The 17,333-nt window shown below is 65.8% G+C and carries 13 protein-coding genes and 5 pseudogenes; 10 read left to right on the plus strand and 8 right to left on the minus strand.

Annotated features, from left to right (window positions below; all coding sequences use genetic code 11):
• Window positions 1-7 precede the first annotated feature (7 nt).
• The 3 genes from OL239_RS08155 to OL239_RS08165 all read right to left on the minus strand — a co-directional run bounded on the left by OL239_RS08155 (window position 8) and on the right by OL239_RS08165 (window position 1,867).
• Window positions 8-559 carry a DUF1697 domain-containing protein gene (locus tag OL239_RS08155; protein WP_268911413.1) on the minus strand — a complete coding sequence of 184 codons (552 nt, stop codon included), beginning with the start codon at window positions 557-559 and terminating at the stop codon, window positions 8-10.
• Window positions 560-645: 86 nt separating this feature from the next.
• Entirely contained in the window at window positions 646-798 is a 153-nt protein-coding gene (locus tag OL239_RS08160; protein WP_268911414.1) for a hypothetical protein, read from the minus strand.
• A 235-nt stretch (window positions 799-1,033) separates the two neighbouring features.
• Entirely contained in the window at window positions 1,034-1,867 is an 834-nt protein-coding gene (locus OL239_RS08165; protein ID WP_268911415.1) for an SDR family oxidoreductase, read from the minus strand.
• Window positions 1,868-2,335: 468 nt separating this feature from the next.
• On the opposite strand from OL239_RS08165, the gene OL239_RS08170 reads away from it, so the two are divergent.
• From OL239_RS08170 to OL239_RS08190, 5 genes are all read left to right on the plus strand, one after another.
• Window positions 2,336-2,809, plus strand: a complete 474-nt coding sequence (locus OL239_RS08170; protein ID WP_268911416.1) for a GH25 family lysozyme — start codon at window positions 2,336-2,338, stop codon at window positions 2,807-2,809.
• Between the two features lie 52 nt (window positions 2,810-2,861).
• Window positions 2,862-3,923: a GH25 family lysozyme gene (locus OL239_RS08175; RefSeq protein ID WP_268911417.1), complete on the plus strand. Its 1,062-nt coding sequence runs from the start codon at window positions 2,862-2,864 to the stop codon at window positions 3,921-3,923.
• Between the two features lie 137 nt (window positions 3,924-4,060).
• On the plus strand, window positions 4,061-4,207 hold the full coding sequence (locus OL239_RS08180; protein ID WP_268911418.1) for a toxin-antitoxin system HicB family antitoxin: 147 nt from the start codon (window positions 4,061-4,063) through the stop codon (window positions 4,205-4,207).
• Window positions 4,208-4,692: 485 nt separating this feature from the next.
• On the plus strand, window positions 4,693-5,691 hold the full coding sequence (locus OL239_RS08185) for a CAP domain-containing protein (protein ID WP_268911419.1): 999 nt from the start codon (window positions 4,693-4,695) through the stop codon (window positions 5,689-5,691).
• Window positions 5,692-5,783: 92 nt separating this feature from the next.
• The gene (locus tag OL239_RS08190; RefSeq protein ID WP_268911420.1) at window positions 5,784-6,542 is read left to right on the plus strand and encodes a hypothetical protein; all 759 of its coding nucleotides are present in this window, start codon (window positions 5,784-5,786) and stop codon (window positions 6,540-6,542) included.
• Here OL239_RS08190 and OL239_RS08195 read toward each other — a convergent pair.
• A pseudogene (locus OL239_RS08195) lies at window positions 6,536-7,509 on the minus strand (SDR family oxidoreductase). The gene OL239_RS08190 and the pseudogene OL239_RS08195 overlap by 7 nt on opposite strands.
• 593 nt (window positions 7,510-8,102) lie before the next feature.
• On the opposite strand from OL239_RS08195, the gene OL239_RS08200 reads away from it, so the two are divergent.
• Entirely contained in the window at window positions 8,103-8,993 is an 891-nt protein-coding gene (locus tag OL239_RS08200) for an SOS response-associated peptidase (RefSeq protein ID WP_268911421.1), read from the plus strand.
• Window positions 8,994-9,071: 78 nt separating this feature from the next.
• Here OL239_RS08200 and OL239_RS08205 read toward each other — a convergent pair.
• Window positions 9,072-10,042: pseudogene (locus tag OL239_RS08205) on the minus strand (aldo/keto reductase).
• 159 nt (window positions 10,043-10,201) lie between these two features.
• Here OL239_RS08205 and OL239_RS08210 point away from each other — a divergent pair.
• The 4 genes and pseudogenes from OL239_RS08210 (at window position 10,202) to OL239_RS08225 (ending at window position 13,621) form a co-directional block, all read left to right on the plus strand.
• The gene (locus tag OL239_RS08210; protein ID WP_268911422.1) at window positions 10,202-11,038 is read left to right on the plus strand and encodes an aldo/keto reductase; all 837 of its coding nucleotides are present in this window, start codon (window positions 10,202-10,204) and stop codon (window positions 11,036-11,038) included.
• 70 nt (window positions 11,039-11,108) lie between these two features.
• Window positions 11,109-11,897 carry a thioesterase family protein gene (locus OL239_RS08215; RefSeq protein WP_268911423.1) on the plus strand — a complete coding sequence of 263 codons (789 nt, stop codon included), beginning with the start codon at window positions 11,109-11,111 and terminating at the stop codon, window positions 11,895-11,897.
• Between the two features lie 73 nt (window positions 11,898-11,970).
• Window positions 11,971-12,735: pseudogene (locus tag OL239_RS08220) on the plus strand (lipoate--protein ligase family protein).
• Between the two features lie 61 nt (window positions 12,736-12,796).
• Window positions 12,797-13,621: a pullulanase X25 domain-containing protein gene (locus OL239_RS08225; protein WP_268911424.1), complete on the plus strand. Its 825-nt coding sequence runs from the start codon at window positions 12,797-12,799 to the stop codon at window positions 13,619-13,621.
• A 31-nt stretch (window positions 13,622-13,652) separates the two neighbouring features.
• Here OL239_RS08225 and OL239_RS08230 read toward each other — a convergent pair.
• The 3 genes and pseudogenes from OL239_RS08230 to OL239_RS08240 all read right to left on the minus strand — a co-directional run bounded on the left by OL239_RS08230 (window position 13,653) and on the right by OL239_RS08240 (window position 17,141).
• A pseudogene (locus OL239_RS08230) lies at window positions 13,653-15,082 on the minus strand (lipase maturation factor family protein).
• Between the two features lie 326 nt (window positions 15,083-15,408).
• Window positions 15,409-15,989, minus strand: a pseudogene (locus OL239_RS08235) (MBL fold metallo-hydrolase).
• Between the two features lie 66 nt (window positions 15,990-16,055).
• Complete coding sequence (locus tag OL239_RS08240; RefSeq protein ID WP_268911425.1) at window positions 16,056-17,141, minus strand: S-(hydroxymethyl)mycothiol dehydrogenase; 1,086 nt, start codon at window positions 17,139-17,141, stop codon at window positions 16,056-16,058.
• Window positions 17,142-17,333: the final 192 nt, after the last annotated feature.

The raw sequence follows: 17,333 nt of genomic DNA on the forward strand, positions 1-17,333 counted from the left end.
TCCGCTTCTAGTCCTGAAACAGGTTCCACAATTTCTGGGTGGTATTCCAGCTGCGGATTGTCATGGACTTGTACACCGGGGACGCCGCAATGGTACCCAAACGGCTCCTGCTCCGCTCCGCGCTGAGGCGCCGGGAGTAAATGACCCCTTCTCCGGGCCAGACGGCGTCCACTCCTTCCCGCGGGTTGAAGGCGGGCATTGCTTCCGCCGCATCGATCCCCATGAGGAAGATTGCGTCGGAGTGATATTTGCCCGGCTGCTCACCAAATCCCTCGGGCTTGTGCGCGATGACGTCCTGCAGCTGGGCCCGGCTGAGCACCAGCACCCGGATCAGCTCGTCGTCGAGCTCAAACCTCTCGGTCAGGGCCTCCTCGATCCGCGGTCCGATCTCCGCGGCAGCGTCGGCCGATTCGAGCAGCACGTTTCCGCTCGCGATATAGGTCAGCACGTGTTCATACCCAAGATCCTCCAGATGTCCCTTGAGCATCTTCATCGGCACCTTGTTTCTTCCGCCAACATTGATGCCGCGCAGCAGGACCAGATACGGGCTCGGTTCCATGGTTCGCTCCGTCCGTCAGTGGGCGTGCCCCGATTCGACCACACCGTTCCCGCCCCGGCAACGGACGCCGCCGTAAGCCGGTTCGGTCAGGGACGGATCGGCGGGGCCTGCCCCTGGGAGAGCCGGTCGGTAGGCAGCAGGATCTCGATCGTCCTCGTCATGTCTGCCGACTTGGCGATCGCGCCGGCGGCCGACGGCGTGACCAGCACCCGGTCCCGCCGGATTTCCTGAATGAGCACCGGGATATGCTCTCCATCGAAATCCAGCCACCAGTTGTCGATGAACATCCGCAGCCCGAGGTCGTCGAGCAGACCTTCGGCGGCCTCCAGCTCCAGCTCCCGGCCCTGGGCCGGTGAAGCAAATCAAAGGGATAAACTTTCCGGCGCCGGTCAGGTGGATGTAGCCCACGTGTTCGCCGTCCAGGGTCCGAAGATGGTCGAAAGTGTTTTCCCCAGGCATGGTGTCGGCCATGCGTCAGCCGGCCACTTGGCGGCGCTGGCCGGTATCGACGGCGGCCACGGCACCGCCGTCGACCAGCAGGTCCATTCCGGTGATAAAGCTGGCGTCGGAGCCGAGCAGGAAGGCCACCGCATTGGCGATGTCACCCGGCGTGCCCACCCGGCCGGTGCCCGACCCCTCAATCATGGCCCGCATGTGGGCACCCGACTCGCCCGCCAGTTCCTGCTGGCCCATGGGCGTGGAGATGACGCCCGGGCTGATGCTGTTCACGCGTGCACCCCGGGTGCCCCAGCGCAGGCTGGCCGTTTGCACACGCAGCTGGTTAGCCCGCTTGGCGACAAGGTAGGCGTAACCCGGGTTGTCGATTTCTGCGACGAACGGAATCAGATGCAGGTCATCCACCGGCACCGTAGCCAGGCTGGCCAGGACATCGGCGGGAATGCTGCCGCCGGACATATAGGCGGACATGCTGGAAATAACGACACCCGCCCCGCCCGGCGCAATGACCTTTTCGAACTCCTCCAGAACCAGGGCGGCGCCGATCAGGTCGACTTTCCAAATCGCGTCCACGGGGGCCTGGACGGGGGAGAGCCCCGCTGTATGGACCACCCGGGTGACTGCCCCGAGCTCCGCTGCTTCCGCCGCCAGTGCTGCCACCGAATCACGGGAGGACACGTCGACAGTGCGGGAGACGACGTCGTATCCGTCGCCCAGCGCGCCGGTGACCACGCTCTCGAGGAGGTCCTCATTGAAATCGGCCAGCAGCACTTTCCGCCCGGCTCCCGAACGGCGCAGGACTGCCTGGCCCATGCCGCCCAATCCAATAATCACCAATACTTCAGATGCCATGACGCTCCAATATCGCAGGGTCCGGGAGGGAGACTCCGGTAGTTACCGAGGATAGCCCGTGCTGGGTGCCGGTGCCGTGTTTATTAGCTGCTGTGTTCTATCGCCGGCGCTTCGGAACAGCTTCTTTCGTGCGGGGGACCTGTTTCCGGAGCCGATTATCCGTTGCACTCCGCACTTCCGCGCGGTGCATTAGAGTATGTAACGATTTACCTGCAAAGTACTCGACTCAGCAAGGTCGGCCTGATGCGTGGAAATATCCTGGCATACGGTAAAACCAGCGCGCAGGACCCCGTTCCTGCAACCGCCGGTTAGTCAAGCTCAACAAAGTTCGGTAATCATTTTCCGCATCGTGCGGGAAACACCCGGAGTGCAGCTCTCTATGCGCTCCGGACAACGGGCAAAGGAACCGTGGGGGTTCCACAGTTCCTGCGGATACGCGGGACATCAACAACACCATCCAGGACATAAATGAAAACCACGACGCTTTCCACTGGTCTCACATCAGTTGCACTAGCCGGCTTGCTGGCTGTTTCCTGCCTTGCCGGCCCGGCAGCGGCCGCTGTTCCCGCGCTCGGGACGGACCCCGCCACGAACGGGATCAGCGAAGCTGAACAGGCCCAAATCATCGGCGAAAACGGCGCCTCCATGGGGCAGGGCCTGCACCGGCTCAACGCCACCGGCGATGCGCAGCTGCCCGCTCCGGACGAAAATGCTTCCCCGGCTGAGCCGGAAGCGGACGACGGCGCGGCCGCCGATGCCGATGAGGGCGGGGAGCTCGACGCCGGCACCGCGCCGCCTGAGGCGGCGGAGCCGCTGGCCGGAAACTGGCGGCCGGCCGGAATCCAGGGCATGGACGTCTCCAGCCACCAGGGCAACGTGGACTGGAACCACGCGTGGGCGCAGGGATCCCGGTTTGCCTACGCCAAGGCCACTGAGGAGTGACGTACAAGAACCCCAACTTAACCAGCAGTACAACGGTTCCTACAACGTTGGCATGGTCCGGGGCGCCTACCACTTCGCCCTGCCGAACGTTTCCTCCGCCGTTGACCAGGCGAACTACTTCGTGAACAACGGCGGGGGCTGGTCCGCGGACGGGCGGACGCTGCCGCCGCTTCTGGACATTGAGTACAACCCCTACGCGTCGCTGGGCAACACCTGCTACAACATGAGCGCCGCGCAGATGGTTAACTGGATCCGCGACTTCTCCAACCAGGTCAAGGCCCGCACCGGCCGTGCCCCGATGATCTACACCACCACCGACTGGTGGAAAACCTGTACCGGCAACAGTGCAGCCTTCCGGGACAACCCGCTGCACATTGCCAATTACAACCACTCCGGCGCCGGACAGCTGCCAGCCAGCTGGAGCGTTTACAGCGTGTGGCAGTACAGCAGCACCGGGCCCTTCGTGGGCGATTCCAACGTTTGGAACGGCACCGCCGCTGGCCTGACGGCGTTTGCCCGCGGGAGCGCGCCTGCGCCGGCACCGGCACCGGCGCCGCCGGCCCCCGTCGTTCCGGGTCCCTATAAGGACGTGCCCGGCAACAGCGAGTTCGCCAAGGAGATCTCGTGGCTCAAGGCCAAGGTCATCACCACGGGGTATCCCGACGGCACCTACCGTCCGCTGAGCTCCGTGAACCGGGACGCCATGGCCGCGTTCCTTTACCGGCTCGAGGGCAAGCCCGCGTACACGGCGCCCAGGACCTCACGCTTCCGGGACGTGGCGACGAACAGCATGTTCTACAAGGAAATCCACTGGCTGGCAGCAAGCGGGGTAGCCACCGGCTGGAACGGCAACACCTACCAGCCGGTTGCAGCGATTAACCGTGATGCGATGGCAGCCTTCCTCTACCGCATGGCCGGAAGCCCGCGTTACACGCCGCCGGCGGTGTCTCCGTTCAAGGATGTCCCGGTCAGCAACATGTACTACAAGGAAATCAGCTGGCTCGCCGCGCAGAGCATCTCCAGGGGATGGGGGGACGGAACGTTCCGCCCGTACCAGCCGATCGCCCGCGACGCGATGGCAGCGTTCCTGTACCGGTACGACGCCAAGTTCTAGCAGCACCCGAAGCGGGGAGCAGCAGCCGGCAGCACACCCGCGGGTGTGCTGCCGGCTGTGTTTCCAGCCGCGCCGGGGTGACGTAATGAACGCCGGAACGGTCGGGCGGGCGCGCAGACGCCGATACGATTTAACGCATGAACATTGAACTGCGGATTCCGCCGAAGCTGGGACGGGAATTGGAGGAGCTCGCCAAGGAGCAGGGGGTTTCCGTGGAGGTTCTCGTGGTCAACGGTGCCCGGCTGCTCCTTGAGCACCGCAACCGCCGCAGCCACCTCGCGTAGCTGTTTCCCGGAGGGCACATAAGGCGGCGCTAAAGAATTCAGCAGTAAATTGTTGGAATGATACAGACACGCGGCCGGGCGGGCGCGTAAAAGTGGCATTGTTTCGTGGCGCGTTGAACGAATCGCCGCTCCGGGGCGGCTACGATACTTCCAGCCATGAAGAAAAACACCACATTCCGGGCCGCTGCCGTTGCCGTCCCCGTTTCCTGCGCCCTTATTTTTACCTCCATTGCGATTCCCGGAGCTGCTGCCGCAGCCGAGCCGGAACTAATGCTCCCGGCGGTCTCCGCCGCCGGGGAAAATCCCGGGTTTTCTCCGGTCCTGCCGGGCGTTCCCCGGCCCGACCCTGAAGCCCTAACCGCGGAGGAAGCAGAGGCTGCGGTACAAGCCGCGGCGGAAGCTGCTGCCCTGCCGCAGGACCCGGCCGCCCTGCCGCAGGGCGCAGGCAGCGGAACTGCAGCCGCGCCGGATGCTTCCCCGACTCGGTGCGCAGCGACCGCTTCGCCGGGCAGGTCTTTGACCTCATGAATGCCAAGCGCAGGGCCGCCGGTGTTCCCGCACTGACGTGGAACCAGCACATTGCCGATGTGTCCCAGGGGTGGGCCGACCACCTGCGGGTAACAACCGCAAACCCGAACTTCAATTGGGCCAATATTCACCGGCCTGACGCAGGTGGATCCCTGATTCCTCCCGGCGCCAACTGGTACGGGGAAATCATTGCGTTCAACTTTTCCGCCGCGCAGGTCGTCGACTGGTGGATGAACTCCCCGGCGCACCGGGACGCCATGCTGGATCCCCGGGAGACCCATGCGGGTGTCGGCTACGTAGTCCCGACCAGCGGCCCGTATAAGGGCTGGCACCTGGTGGTGTCCAACCTGGCGGGCTATCCCAAGGCCACCAAGCCCGCCGTGGTCTCTCCGTTCAGCGACCTGGTGGGCGGCCAGAAATTCCTCGCGGAGATGAACTGGATGCACAAGCAGGGCATTTCCACCGGTTGGGCGGAGAAGAACGGCACGAGGACCTATCGTCCGCTGCAGCCCGTCAGCCGTGAGGCGATGGCCGCTTTTATGTACCGGTTGAAGGGATCGCCGAAGTTCGCGGCCCCGGCAAAATCTCCCTTCACCGATGTTTCCGTTTCGAATCCTTACTACAAGGAAATTGCCTGGCTGGCATCGGCGAAGATATCCACGGGCTGGGTCCAGAAAAACGGAACCAAGGTATTTCGCCCACATGCCGCCGTCGAACGCGACGCCATGGCTGCGTTCCTTTACCGGCTGGACGGCTCTCCCAAATACACCCCGCCCAAAAAGTCCCCCTTTGTTGATGTGCCCGTTTCGCATCAGTTCTACAAACAGATTTCGTGGCTCTCAGCCAGCGGCATTAGCACCGGGTGGCCGGCGTCCGGCGGTAAAGCAGCGTACCAGCCTGCTTCAACCGTTGCCCGGGACGCAATGGCCGCTTTTATGCACCGCTGGAAGTCCTAACGCCCGGGCCACGCCGCGGGGTCCCCGTTCCGCGGCTGCCAGCGGATAGGGTGCCTCTGTCAAGCGGTTACTGAGGTACGCATGGGGGGCAAATGAATAAGGTGCATAAGGCAGTATCAACCGGGCTGGCAGCAGCGCTGATGATGGGACTGGCCGGGTGCGGTTCATCCGATTCGGGTTCTTCCGCCGTTGAGCCGTCCGCAGACGCGGCCAGCTCCGCTCCCGCGCTGCCGGAGGAGGTCAACGGCCTGCCGGTGAAGACGCTGGCGAACGACGGGAAGGGCGAGTATCTGCAGACGACCCTGGACGAAGACGATCCGGCCCTGGACTATGATTCGTCGATCGTCCACCCAACTGCGCTGGACCTGTTCAGCGCAGAGGAAATCGAAGCGGGCCAAAAGTTCGCCATGTACTTTGCCGCCGAAGAGTTCATGGATTCCACGCTCAACGGCAACCCCGACGATCCGGAAGCCATGCAGGAATGGTGGGACGAGAACGGGGACTCCTTCCACTCGGACCACGCCGAGGAAATCCGCAGTGTCCTGGACAGCGCGGTCATCGTCATCCGCGGCAGCCTGCGGGAGCCCAACGACCTCACTTATGGACCGGACAAGGGGCACGTCCTGTCACGGTCGCTGGTCCCCGCGGAAATATACGGAGCCGTGTACGAGGGCGATGACCTGCTGGGTGTTTCAGCGGACTTCGAAGTGGAACACGCCCTTGTCCTGGACGGCACCGAGACGCCCGACCCGGTCAGCGGAACGGTCAAGCTGCTGCTGAAGCAGGAAGATTCGGGAGAGTGGAAGATTGCGGGAACCAACAGCATGGTGGTCATGAAACCCGTTCAATAACCCGCCAGGGCGTCCGACAGTGCCATGAAATCCGGGTCGATCTTTTGTTCTTCGGGATGGGCGTCGTACCAGTCCAGGATTTCCACGGCCCCCGCCGCAAAGGGAATTTCCGCGGTAAACTCCGGCACCAGGGACTTGATCTTGGTGTTGTCGAAAATGACGGAATGGGCCTTGTCACCAAGCAGGCCCGGCCCGCGGCCGGGGTCGCGCGAGGCTATGGTCTCCGACGCCACGTGGACCAGCTCCGGTTCCGGCACGCCTGCAGCCGCCGCCAAGATGCGGTATATCTCGTTCCAGGGCAGGAATTCGTCGGAGGTAATGGTGTAGCTCTCGCCCGCCGCGGCGGGGTGGCCCAGCAGTCCGGTGAAGGCCCGGGCGAAGTCCCGGCTGTGCGTCAGCGTCCACAGGGAAGTGCCGTCTCCGTGCACGAGCACCGGAAGCCCGGCCCGCATCCGGTGCAGGTCCGTCCAGCTGCCCATAAGGGGAATCATGGTGCGGTCGTAGGTATGCGAAGGCCGGACGATGGTTCCCGGAAAGCCGTCGTTGCGGTAGGCGGCGACCAGGAGGTCCTCGCAGGCGATTTTGTCCCGGGAGTACTGCCAAAACGGATTACGCAGGGGGTGGACTCCAGGATCGGGAGCCGGGCCGGAGGTTTTTGGTACGCCGAGGCGGAGCTGATGAACACATACTGGCCGGTGCGGCCCCGGAACAGCTCCATTCCCGCGGCCAGCTGTTCGGGAACAAAGGAAATAAAGTCGGCGACGGCGTCAAAGTCTCGTCCGGCCAGGATTTTCGCGGCGGCGGCGGTGTCACGGATGTCGGCGTGCAGGACCTCAACTCCGGGCGGCACCGGCCGGGAAGAGGAAACCCCGCGGTTCAGCAGCGTCACGCGGTGTCCGGTCCGGCTCGCGTGCTCGGCAACGGCGGAACTGATGACTCCGGTTCCGCCGATGAGAAGAAGATCCATGTGCGCTCCCTGACTGGATGGATGAACCGCGTCGGAGATGTGCGCGGCACGGAGGAGTGTCCGCAGGCCTATTCTGCAGTACGGTCCGGCTTCTGTCCCGCTATTCCTGCCCTGTTGCGACACGGGTGGAGCGGGCGGAACCGGATCCGGCAGCTGGCGGGGATCCGGCGCCCGGGGAGCCGGCTCGCAGCCGCTGCCGTGCTCGCCGGTGCGCTCGCCGAGAGCGGTTTTCCGGCCTCCGCTTGAACGCCTGGTTACCGCGGAGGCCCACACCCAGGTGGACCGGCGGATTCCGGCGTCGGTCCACAGCACCTGCACCGCCCGGGTATTCCAGGTGCAGGCTTCGCCCTTGACCCGTTCGGCAGCGCCCGGGAACCGGATCCAGGCCCAGACGGGCAGGCCGGGCAGTGAGGTGGTGGCCGGATCATGTTCAAAGTCCAGCTCTTCCCGGGTTAGTTCAATCGGCTCAGCACGCCTGGCGTAGCGGGCGGCGAGCCGTGCCGCCGCTTCCTGGTCCATGCTTAAAAGTAGAACACATATTCGAACGCTTAAATATCCCGGAACCCTGTGTTCCTCCGGGCACAATGGGAATCATGTGCGGACGATATGTGATGGCAAAGGCAACATCGGACCTGGTGGCAGCCTTCGCCGCGGACCAGGCGGTGGGGGAGGATATCGCGCCATCCTGGAATGTGGCACCCACCGATGACGTGCGGATTGTCACTGAGCGCGCCCGTCACCGGCCCGTTCCGGGTAACGACGGCGGCCGGAACCGCGGCGGCAATGCCGACGACGGTGGCGCCGGTAACGCCGACGACGACGGTGCCCACGTCGGCGGTGCCTCCGACGGCGGTGGCGCCGGTACCAACGACGGTAGCGCCAACGACGGCAGCGCCAACGACGGCAGCGCCGGCAGTGCGGACGCAGCGGCCACCATCCGGCGGCTGGCAACGGCGAAGTGGGGCCTGGTGCCGGTGTGGGCGAAGGACCCCAAAATCGGTGCGCGGATGATCAATGCGCGCCGGGAAACCGTCCTGGAGAAACCGGCGTTCCGGAAAGCGGCGCGGAAGCGCAGGGCGCTGGTTCCGGCGGACGGCTATTACGAGTGGGAGAAGTCCGGCTCCGCCAAGATTCCCACCTACCTGTATTCGCCGTCGTCGGACCCCCTGGCCTTCGCCGGACTCTACGAATACTGGCCCGATCCCTCGCTGCCGGAGGACGATGAACACAAGTGGCTGGTCAGCTTCACCATCATCACCACCGAGGCCAGCGATGCCCTGGGGCATATCCACGACCGCACGCCGCTGATTGTTCCGCCGGATTTGTACGGGGACTGGCTGGATCCCCAGCTGACCGAAACAGCCGAGGTGCACCAGCTGCTGGACGCCGTGCCGGAGCCGGTCCTGACTCCGCGCGTGGTGTCAGCCGAGGTGAACTCGGTCCGCAATAACGGCCCCCAGCTGATCCTTCCGGTCCCCGGCTGATCCTGCCGGCCGGCGGCGCCGAACCCGGCGGCGCCGAACCCGGCGGCGCCGCATCCGGCGCCGCCGGTGAGCGGCGGACTACCAGGCGTAATCCTCGGGCGCTGTGCGGTGTCCGGGGAAGATGGTGTCGAGCCGGCCGAGCGTTTCCGCATCCAGTTCAACATCAAGGGCCTTGAGCGCGTCGTCGAGCTGCTCCTGGATCCGCGGACCCACAATCGGTGCGGTGACCGCAGGCTGGTGCAGCAGCCAGGCCAGGGCGAGGATACCCGGTGCAAGGCCAAGCTCATCGGCAAAGTCCTCGTACTGCTGCAGGGCATCCCGGTGGGTTTCCAGGGCCTCTTTGGCACGGCCCTCCGTCCGCCGTCCGCCCTGTTCGCTCTTCTTCAGCACGCCGCCCAGCAGTCCGCCCTCCAGAGGGGACCACGGCAGCAAACCGAGGCCGTAGTGCTGTGCCGCTGGAATAACTTCCAGCTCCACGGTGCGGCTGATCAGGTTGTAGATGGACTGTTCACTGACCAGGCCGTTGAAGTTCCGGCGCCGGGCGGCCTCCTGCGCCTGGCCGATGTGCCAGCCGGCAAAATTCGAACTGCCGTTGTAAATGATCTTGCCCTGCTGGACAGCCACGTCCATGGCCTGCCAAATCTCGTCCCACGGCGTGTTCCGGTCCACGTGGTGAAACTGGTAGAGGTCAATGTAGTCGGTCTGCAGGCGCCGAAGGCTCGCGTCGAGAGCCCGGCGGATATTCAGCGCCGACAGGAAAGTGTCGTTGGGGCGCTCGCTCATCGATCCGTACAGTTTGGTGGCCAGCACGGTGTCTTCCCGGCGGCCGCCGCCCTTGGCGAACCAGCGGCCAACGATCTCCTCGGTCCATCCCTTTTATCCCCCCATCCGTACACGTTGGCTGTGTCAAAGAAATTGATGCCGGCCTCACGCGCGGAGTCCATGATGGAGTGTGCATCGGCTTCCTCGGTCTTGGGCCCGAAGTTCATGGTGCCCAGGCAGAGGCGGGAAACGCTGAGACCGGAACGGCCCAAATGGGTGTACTGCATGAAAGTCCTCACTTGATGTAGGAAACCGCGTAAAGCGCCTCCTCGGGGAGGCGCACGGTGCAGGATTCATTCTGCGTCGCCGGGAGGTGCTCCGGCTAGGGGTACCGTGCACCCCTGCCGGGGAAATAGGGTGGAGGTCAACCTCTATGAAAGGCACCGATGACGCACCAGAATGTTCCCGGACTAACGCTGAACAACGGGGTCCGCATTCCCCAGCTCGGCTACGGAGTTTTCCAGATCCCGGGAGAGAAAACGCAGGAAGCGGTCGAAGCGGCACTCGAAGCAGGCTACCGGCACATCGACACGGCGGCCGCCTACCGCAACGAGGCAGGGGTCGGTTCCGCCATTGCGGCGTCCGGCATTCCCCGGGAGGACCTCTTCATCACCACCAAGCTTCGAAACGGCGACCAGGCCAGGGCACGGGACGCGTTTGAGGAAAGCCGGGACGCGCTGGGCCTGGAGCGGGTGGACCTGTATCTGATTCACTGGCCGGTTCCATCCCAGGGGCTGTTCCTCCAGGCCTGGAACGACCTGGAGCAGATCTACTCCGACGGGCTGGCCCGCGCCATCGGGGTCTCCAACTTCCTTCCCGACCACCTGCAGGAGCTGACCCGGGCCGCCGACGTCGCTCCCGCTGTCAACCAAATTGAGCTGCACCCCACCTTCCAGCAGCGGGCGCTCGCTGACGCCACCCGCCGCCACGGTATGGCCGTGGAAGCCTACAGTCCCCTGGGGCAGGGCGAAGACCTGTCCAACAACGCGGTGGTGGAGATTTCGCTCCGGCACCAGGCGACCCCGGCGCAGGTGGTGCTGGCCTGGCAGCTGGCCTCCGGCAACATCGTCATCCCCAAGTCGGCCACACCGCAGCGGATGCGGGAGAATCTGGCTTCGGTGAGCGTGGAGCTCACCGCCCGTGACATGGAACAGATCAATGAGCTCGACGCCGGCAGGAGGATCGGCGCGGACCCGGCCACAGCATCCTTCAGCCAGTACTGATCCGGCGGTTCGGTGGCCCGCGCTGATGTAGCCTGAGACACAAACCTGAACCTGCAAGGAGGGCACATCCGTGGCCGAGTCGTACTACCGCGCCCTGGGCGAGGACACCTTTGAAGCCACTCTCCACACACAGGGCGCGTGGAATGAGCACGAACAGCACATGGCACCGGTTGCGGGGCTCCTTGCCTACGCGCTGGAGAACTGCAGCCCCCGGGCCGAAATGCGCCTGGCCCGGATCAGCTACGACATCCTGGGCGTCATTCCCCGCGGCAGCTTCGACGTGAGGACAAAAATCCTGCGCCCCGGCCGCACCATCGAACTGCTGGAAGCGGAGCTGATTGCGGAAGGCCGGACGGCGGTGCAGGCCACCGCCTGGCGGCTGGCCGTCGGGTCCACACAGGAAGTCGCAGCCCTCGAAGACGCACGGATGCCGGGCCCGGACGGCCTGGACACCGCTTCCGGAATGACCCAGTGGCCCGGGGACTTCATCGGGTCCCTGGACTTCCGCGCAGTGGAGGGCCTGCGGCCGGGCCGTGGCCGGGTCTGGATACGAACCCCGTACGAAATGGTGGAGGGGACACCGGCCAGCGACCTCGTGCGCCTGGTGGGCCTGGTTGACACCGCCAACGGCATTGCCGCCCGGGTTCCTCCGGGTGGAGACAGCTACATGTTCCCCAATGTCGACCTGCAGATCCACCTCCACCGTTCGCCGCGGGGTGAATGGCTCGGACTGGACACCCGCGTGACCTTCGGCACCGACGGGATCGGCCTCACCTCCTCGGTGCTGCACGACGTGGAGGGCCCTTTTGGCCGCAGCGAGCAGATCCTGACGGTGCGCCGGCTCGGCGGCCGGGCCTAGGCGGCGGCTACCAGTGCCCCGGGACGTACCCCCGCCCCCGGCTGCCGCCCCCGGGCCGGTTCCACTCGCCGTCGTGCGCCAAGACCGCAGCCTTGGCGCCGCCGGCGACCTGGATTTCGCCCTGGTGATGCTGGAGGCCGCGCGTGCCGGCACCCTGGGTCCCACGCTGCGCGTGTACCGCCCCGAGCCCACGGTGGCGCTGGGCCAGCGCGATGCCCGCCTGCCCGGGTTCGCCGCCGCCGCCGGGGCCTGCTGGCAGCTCGGCTTTGAACCGCTCGTCCGCAAGGCCGGCGGACGCGCCGCCGCCTATCACCGCGGCTGCCTCATTCTGGACCACGTGGAACCCGGCGGCGGCGGAATTGCGGACTCCCGGCCGCGGTTTGCGGCGTTCGGCGAGCTGTACGCCTCGGCGCTGCGGCGGGCCGGCATCAACGCCGCGGTGGGGGAAATTCCGGGGAGTACTGCCCGGGGAGTTCACCGTCCACGGCATCACGGAGACGGGGAGGAAACTCAAGCTCGTCGGAACGGCCCAGCGTGTGGTTTCCGGTGCCTGGCTTTTTCCTCGGTGGTGGTGGTACAGAACGCCGCTCCGCTGCGCCGGGTCCTCACCGGCTGCTATTCCGCGCTGGGACTGGACTGGAACCCCGAGACTGCCGGTGCCGCGGAGGATGCGGGCGAAGCGCCGGCGGACGGCGGTGTTCTGATGGACACGGTCCTGGCGGCGCTGATCGAAGCCTATGGTGCCCGCCGTCCGCTTGCTGCCGGGAGTTTTGCAGCGCTGGCCGACTCCCTGGCTGTCGACGGCGCCGCCGCGCGAAACGCCGCCCGGGTGCACTAATCCGTGCATCGATCAGTAAGCTTGCTTAAGGTCCTGCACACCGCCGTATAAAGGAAGACCATTGGCCAAGAACAGCATCATCACGAAAACTCCCAAGAACTCCGTTGAAAACACCGCCCTGCGGCTCAAGGCAGTCCTGGAGGTCCTGGCCGCGGAGGACCCGTCCGCAGACCGGCGGATTAGCCGCGGAGAAGTGCTGGCCGCTGCGATTTCCCGGGCGCCGTTGGAAGGCCGCGAGTCGGAGCTGCTTGCCAGCGGTGCGGCACGCGGGGAGCGTGCCCTTGTCAACGCCACCAGCAAGCTGGTTAAGGCCGGGTGGATCACCAAAGAAGGCCGTGCCGGGTGGAGCATCACGGCCCATGGACGCCGCGCCCTGACGGATTTTCCGGACACAGCCGACCTGCTTGCCGCCATGGACAATCCGGCTCCGGGCACAGCCGACGCTCCCGAAACAACTCCCGAAACGGCCGTCGAAGCAGTCATCGAAGAGGCACTGCAGGAGTCCGTCGTGGAGCCGGAGGCGCCGCAGGAACAGCACGGGGCACATCAGGGCGCAGACCCGTCCGAACCGTCCTTTCCGCAGCCCGGCACCGTAGTGCTGGCCGGAAACCTGGCCGTCCCGGGGCACGCGGACTGGGACCCGGCGGACAGTGGGCTGCAGTTCACCTTCGACCGCAGCGACGAGCTGTGGAAGCTCACCGTGGACCTTTCCGCCGGCACCTATGAGTACAAGGTGGCGCTGAACGGTTCCTGGGAGGAGAACTATGGCACGGACGGGCACCGGAACGGGGCAAACCTGCACATCGTGCACGACGGCGGCCCGCTGACCTTCCTCTACGACCACGCGACCCACCTGGTCATCACCAAGCCGGACGTCACCGGATAGGGCCAGCGGAAGCCGCAGGGCTCGCCGGGTATCACCGGCCGGTTCGCTGAACCGGATCCGTGAGGAACCCGGCCGGCTCCCGCACCCACCACGCGCCGTCGGCCCGGCGTTCGGCCGGAGTGGAAAACCGGTACCGGTAGACGCGGGCCCGAACCCAGCGCGGCGGCGGCCCCGGAAAGGGGTTGCCGCCGAGCAGGGCAAGGGTCCGGCGGTCGCCGTCGAGCAGTTTCTGCAGCAGGACCGGAAACCAGGAACCGCCCGAAGCGCCCAGGGCGAGGAACCACATCAACCAGTCCAGCCGCAGGTGGTACGGAGCGAACTGGCGCGGCATCCGGGACGGATCCCGGGCTTGCCCCGAAACCCGTACTCCAGCCAGCGGGCATCCGGGCCCGGGTCATCCATGGTGCCCTCAATCACCACCTCGCTGCGCCGGCGGGTGATGCTGCCGAACGCACCGTAGGCGTTGGACAGGTGCCAGCGGTTGAAGCTCGCGTTCATCAGCTGGTCCCGGCGGAACAGGTTCCGCAGCGGCGCCCACGCCCAATAGAGCATCAGCGCCGTGACAGCCAGCACGGCGGCGGCGAACCACACGGGGGTGGCGGCGGCGTCCGGGGAGCTGGAAGCCGGCCGCGGGCAGCAGCGCCTGCACCATAGCGTCCGGGACGGAGCCGACGGCGAGCAGGATGGTCAGGACATTGAGCCAGGCAAAGTTCCTGAAAGCACGAGCCAGAGCTGGGTGATGATCACGATGAGTGCCGCAAGTCCGGCGACGGGCTGCGGAAAGAAAAGGAAGAAGGGCACCACCAGCTGCGCGAAGTGGTTGCCGAGCACTTCGGCCCTGTGGAGCGGCTTGGGCAGGTGATGGAAGTACCAGCTGGCGGGGTTGGGCATGGGCTGGGTTTCGTGGTGGTAATACAGTGCGGTCAGGTTCCGCCAGGCTTTGTCGCCGCGGATTTTGATCAGTCCCGCCCCGAACTCCAGCCGGAACACCAGCCAGCGGAAGAGGACGAGCACCGTCACCGGGGGAGCGACGTCGTTGGAGCCCAGGAAAGCGGCCAGGAAACCGGCTTCGAGCAGCAGGGATTCCCAGCCGAAGCCGTAGAACGTTTGGCCGATGTTCACGATCGACAGGTACAGGAACCAGATCAGCAGGAAGGCCGCCATCGGCAGCCAGGGCGGGCCCAGCTGCGGCAGGCCCGCAAGCAGCAGTGCCGAGACGGCCGCGCCCGTCCACGCCGCGGCGAGCAGGAACCGGTCCGAGTAATGCCAGCGGAACAGCGTGGGAATGCCGCGGCCGGCGGTCCGGGCCAGGAACTGCGGCGCCGGCAGCAGACCGCGTTCACCCAACAGTGCCGGGAACTGATTGGCAGCCGAAATAAAGGCGATCAGGTACACCGCGGCGATGCCGCGCTGCAGCACCTGCCGCGCGAATTCGTACCCTTCGGCGCTGAAAAGATCCATGGCATGTCCACCCTAGCGCCGCCGTCCCGGGCATACCTGCCGCATGCCCGTTACCCGGTTCTCAGGACGGTCCGTCAATCCCGTCGTCGAACCGGCGGCGTGCTTCTTCGATGAGTGGCATCTGAGCCGCGGATCCGGCGCGGTGTGGGTTCGTACCGGAGCTGCGGCAGGAAAGTCCGGAATGCGGGGCTGAGCTGAAGTGCCGTTTCTTCAGTGTCTTGCGGCGATACGGCGGAATCAAGGCCGGAAAGGTTCCGTGGTCTTACGCCCGCACCCCCGGGGCTGATGCTTTCTCCCGGGAAGCACCAGCCCCGCAGGGCGTTCGGTCAGTGGCCCCGCGCGATCCATTCCTCCAGCTGCGGTGCTTCCGCGCCGATGGTGGTGGCGTCACCGTGCCCGGTCAGGACCCGGGTCTCCGACGGCAGCGTGAGCAGCTGTTCGCGGATGGACTTGATGATGGTGGGGAAATCGCTGTAGGACCGGCCGGTGGCGCCGGGTCCGCCGGCGAACAGCGTGTCACCGCTGAAGAGCACCGGTGCGCCGTCGCCCGGCGCGCCGGAGGCCAGCAGGAAGCACACCGATCCGGGGGAGTGCCCCGGGTGTGCAGGGCCTGCAGGGTGATGCCGGCGACCTCGAAGATGTCGCCGTCCTCGATGACGTCGTCGGGCCCTTCGTCCGGGAATACCGCGTCCCAGAGCATCCGGTCCGCGGCATGCAGGAAGACCGGGGCGCTGAATCGGTCCCGGGCCTCGCCCACGGCGCGGATGTGGTCATCGTGGCCGTGGGTGAGCAGGATCCCCTGGACCTCGCGGTCGCCAACCGCTGCCGCCACCGCATCGATGTCGTGGGCCGGGTCAATGATGATCACCTGGGCGTCGTCGCCGACAATCCACACGTTGTTGTCCACGTCCCAGGTGCCGCCGTCGAGGGAGAACGTCCCCGAGGTGATGACGTTGTCGATGTTCACGCTCATTTAGAGGACCACCACCGAACGCAGGACCTTGCCGTCGTGCATCTTGGTGAAGGCTTCCTCAATGTCGTTCAGGCCGATGCGCTCGGTGACAAAGGCGTCCAGATCCAGGCGGCCGAGCTTGTACTGCTCCACGAGCATCGGGAAGTCGCGCGAGGGCAGGCAGTCGCCGTACCAGGAGGACTTCAGTGAGCCGCCCCGGCCAAAGACGTCCGCCAGCGGCAGTTCGATCTTCATCTCCGGGTTGGGCACGCCCACCAGGACCACGCGGCCGGCGAGGTCGCGCGCGTAGAAGGCCTGCTTGTAGGTTTCGGGGCGGCCAACGGCGTCAATCACGACGTCGGCGCCGTTGCCTTCGGTGAGGGCGCGGATGGCCTCGACCGGATCCTCTTCCTTGGAGTTGATGACGTGGGTGGCACCCTGCGCCTTCGCCAGTTCCAGCTTCTTGGCGTCAATGTCCACGGCAATGATGGTGGTGGCTCCGGCCAGCTGCGCGCCGGCGACGGCGGCAATGCCCACGCCGCCGCAGCCGATGACGGCCACGGATTCGCCGCGCTGCACCTCCCCGGTGTTGATGGCGGCACCGATGCCGGCCATGATGCCGCAGCCGAGCAGGCCCACGGCGGCGGCGTCGACGTCGTCGTCCACCTTGGTGCACTGGCCGGCGGCCACGAGGGTCTTCTCCGCAAACGCGCCGATGCCCAGCGCGGCCGTCAGCTCGGTGCCGTCCTCAAGGGTCATCTTCTGGGTGGCGTTGTGGGTGTTGAAGCAGTACTGCGGTTCGCCCTTGCGGCAGGCCCGGCACTCGCCGCAGACGGCGCGCCAGTTCAGGACCACGCGGTCGCCGGGGGCAACTTCGGTGACGTCGGGGCCGACGGCGGAGACCACGCCGGTGGCTTCGTGGCCGAGCAGGAACGGATAGTCGTCATTGATGGCGCCCTGCTTGTAGTGCAGGTCGGTGTGGCAGACGCCGCAGGTGAGGATGTCCACCAGGGCTTCGCCGGGGCCGGGGTCCGGAACCAGAATGGTCTCCAGAGAGACCGGGGCGTTCTTTTCCTTGACGACTACTGCCTGAACCTTGTGAACCATATGCGTTGTGCTGCCTCTCGGGGGTGTCCGGGCGGGGCGCCGAAGTCCGGCATCCCGCATTCCATCCTATGAAGCGGGACGGTTGAGCGCGAAGTTGACGTGCGTTCCACGCCCGTGCGGATGGGGCCTGTGCCCGGTGCGTCAGGGCAATCCGTTGTACAGATACGGGTTTGCACAATTCCGTTGTACAGA

Origin of the sequence: Arthrobacter sp. ATA002 (assembly GCF_026898095.1) — a bacterium.
Taxonomy (GTDB): domain Bacteria; phylum Actinomycetota; class Actinomycetes; order Actinomycetales; family Micrococcaceae; genus Arthrobacter_B.

Excerpts from the sequence above, each read along its gene's own strand:
- OL239_RS08155 (WP_268911413.1), bottom strand. The coding sequence starts at position 559 with ATGGAACCGAGCCCGTATCTGGTCCTGCTGCGCGGCATCAATGTTGGC.
- OL239_RS08165 (WP_268911415.1), bottom strand. The coding sequence starts at position 1,867 with ATGGCATCTGAAGTATTGGTGATTATTGGATTGGGCGGCATGGGCCAG.
- OL239_RS08170 (WP_268911416.1), top strand. The coding sequence starts at position 2,336 with ATGAAAACCACGACGCTTTCCACTGGTCTCACATCAGTTGCACTAGCC.
- OL239_RS08175 (WP_268911417.1), top strand. The coding sequence starts at position 2,862 with ATGGTCCGGGGCGCCTACCACTTCGCCCTGCCGAACGTTTCCTCCGCC.
- OL239_RS08180 (WP_268911418.1), top strand. The coding sequence starts at position 4,061 with ATGAACATTGAACTGCGGATTCCGCCGAAGCTGGGACGGGAATTGGAG.
- OL239_RS08190 (WP_268911420.1), top strand. The coding sequence starts at position 5,784 with ATGAATAAGGTGCATAAGGCAGTATCAACCGGGCTGGCAGCAGCGCTG.
- OL239_RS08200 (WP_268911421.1), top strand. The coding sequence starts at position 8,103 with ATGTGCGGACGATATGTGATGGCAAAGGCAACATCGGACCTGGTGGCA.
- OL239_RS08210 (WP_268911422.1), top strand. The coding sequence starts at position 10,202 with ATGACGCACCAGAATGTTCCCGGACTAACGCTGAACAACGGGGTCCGC.
- OL239_RS08240 (WP_268911425.1), bottom strand. The coding sequence starts at position 17,141 with ATGGTTCACAAGGTTCAGGCAGTAGTCGTCAAGGAAAAGAACGCCCCG.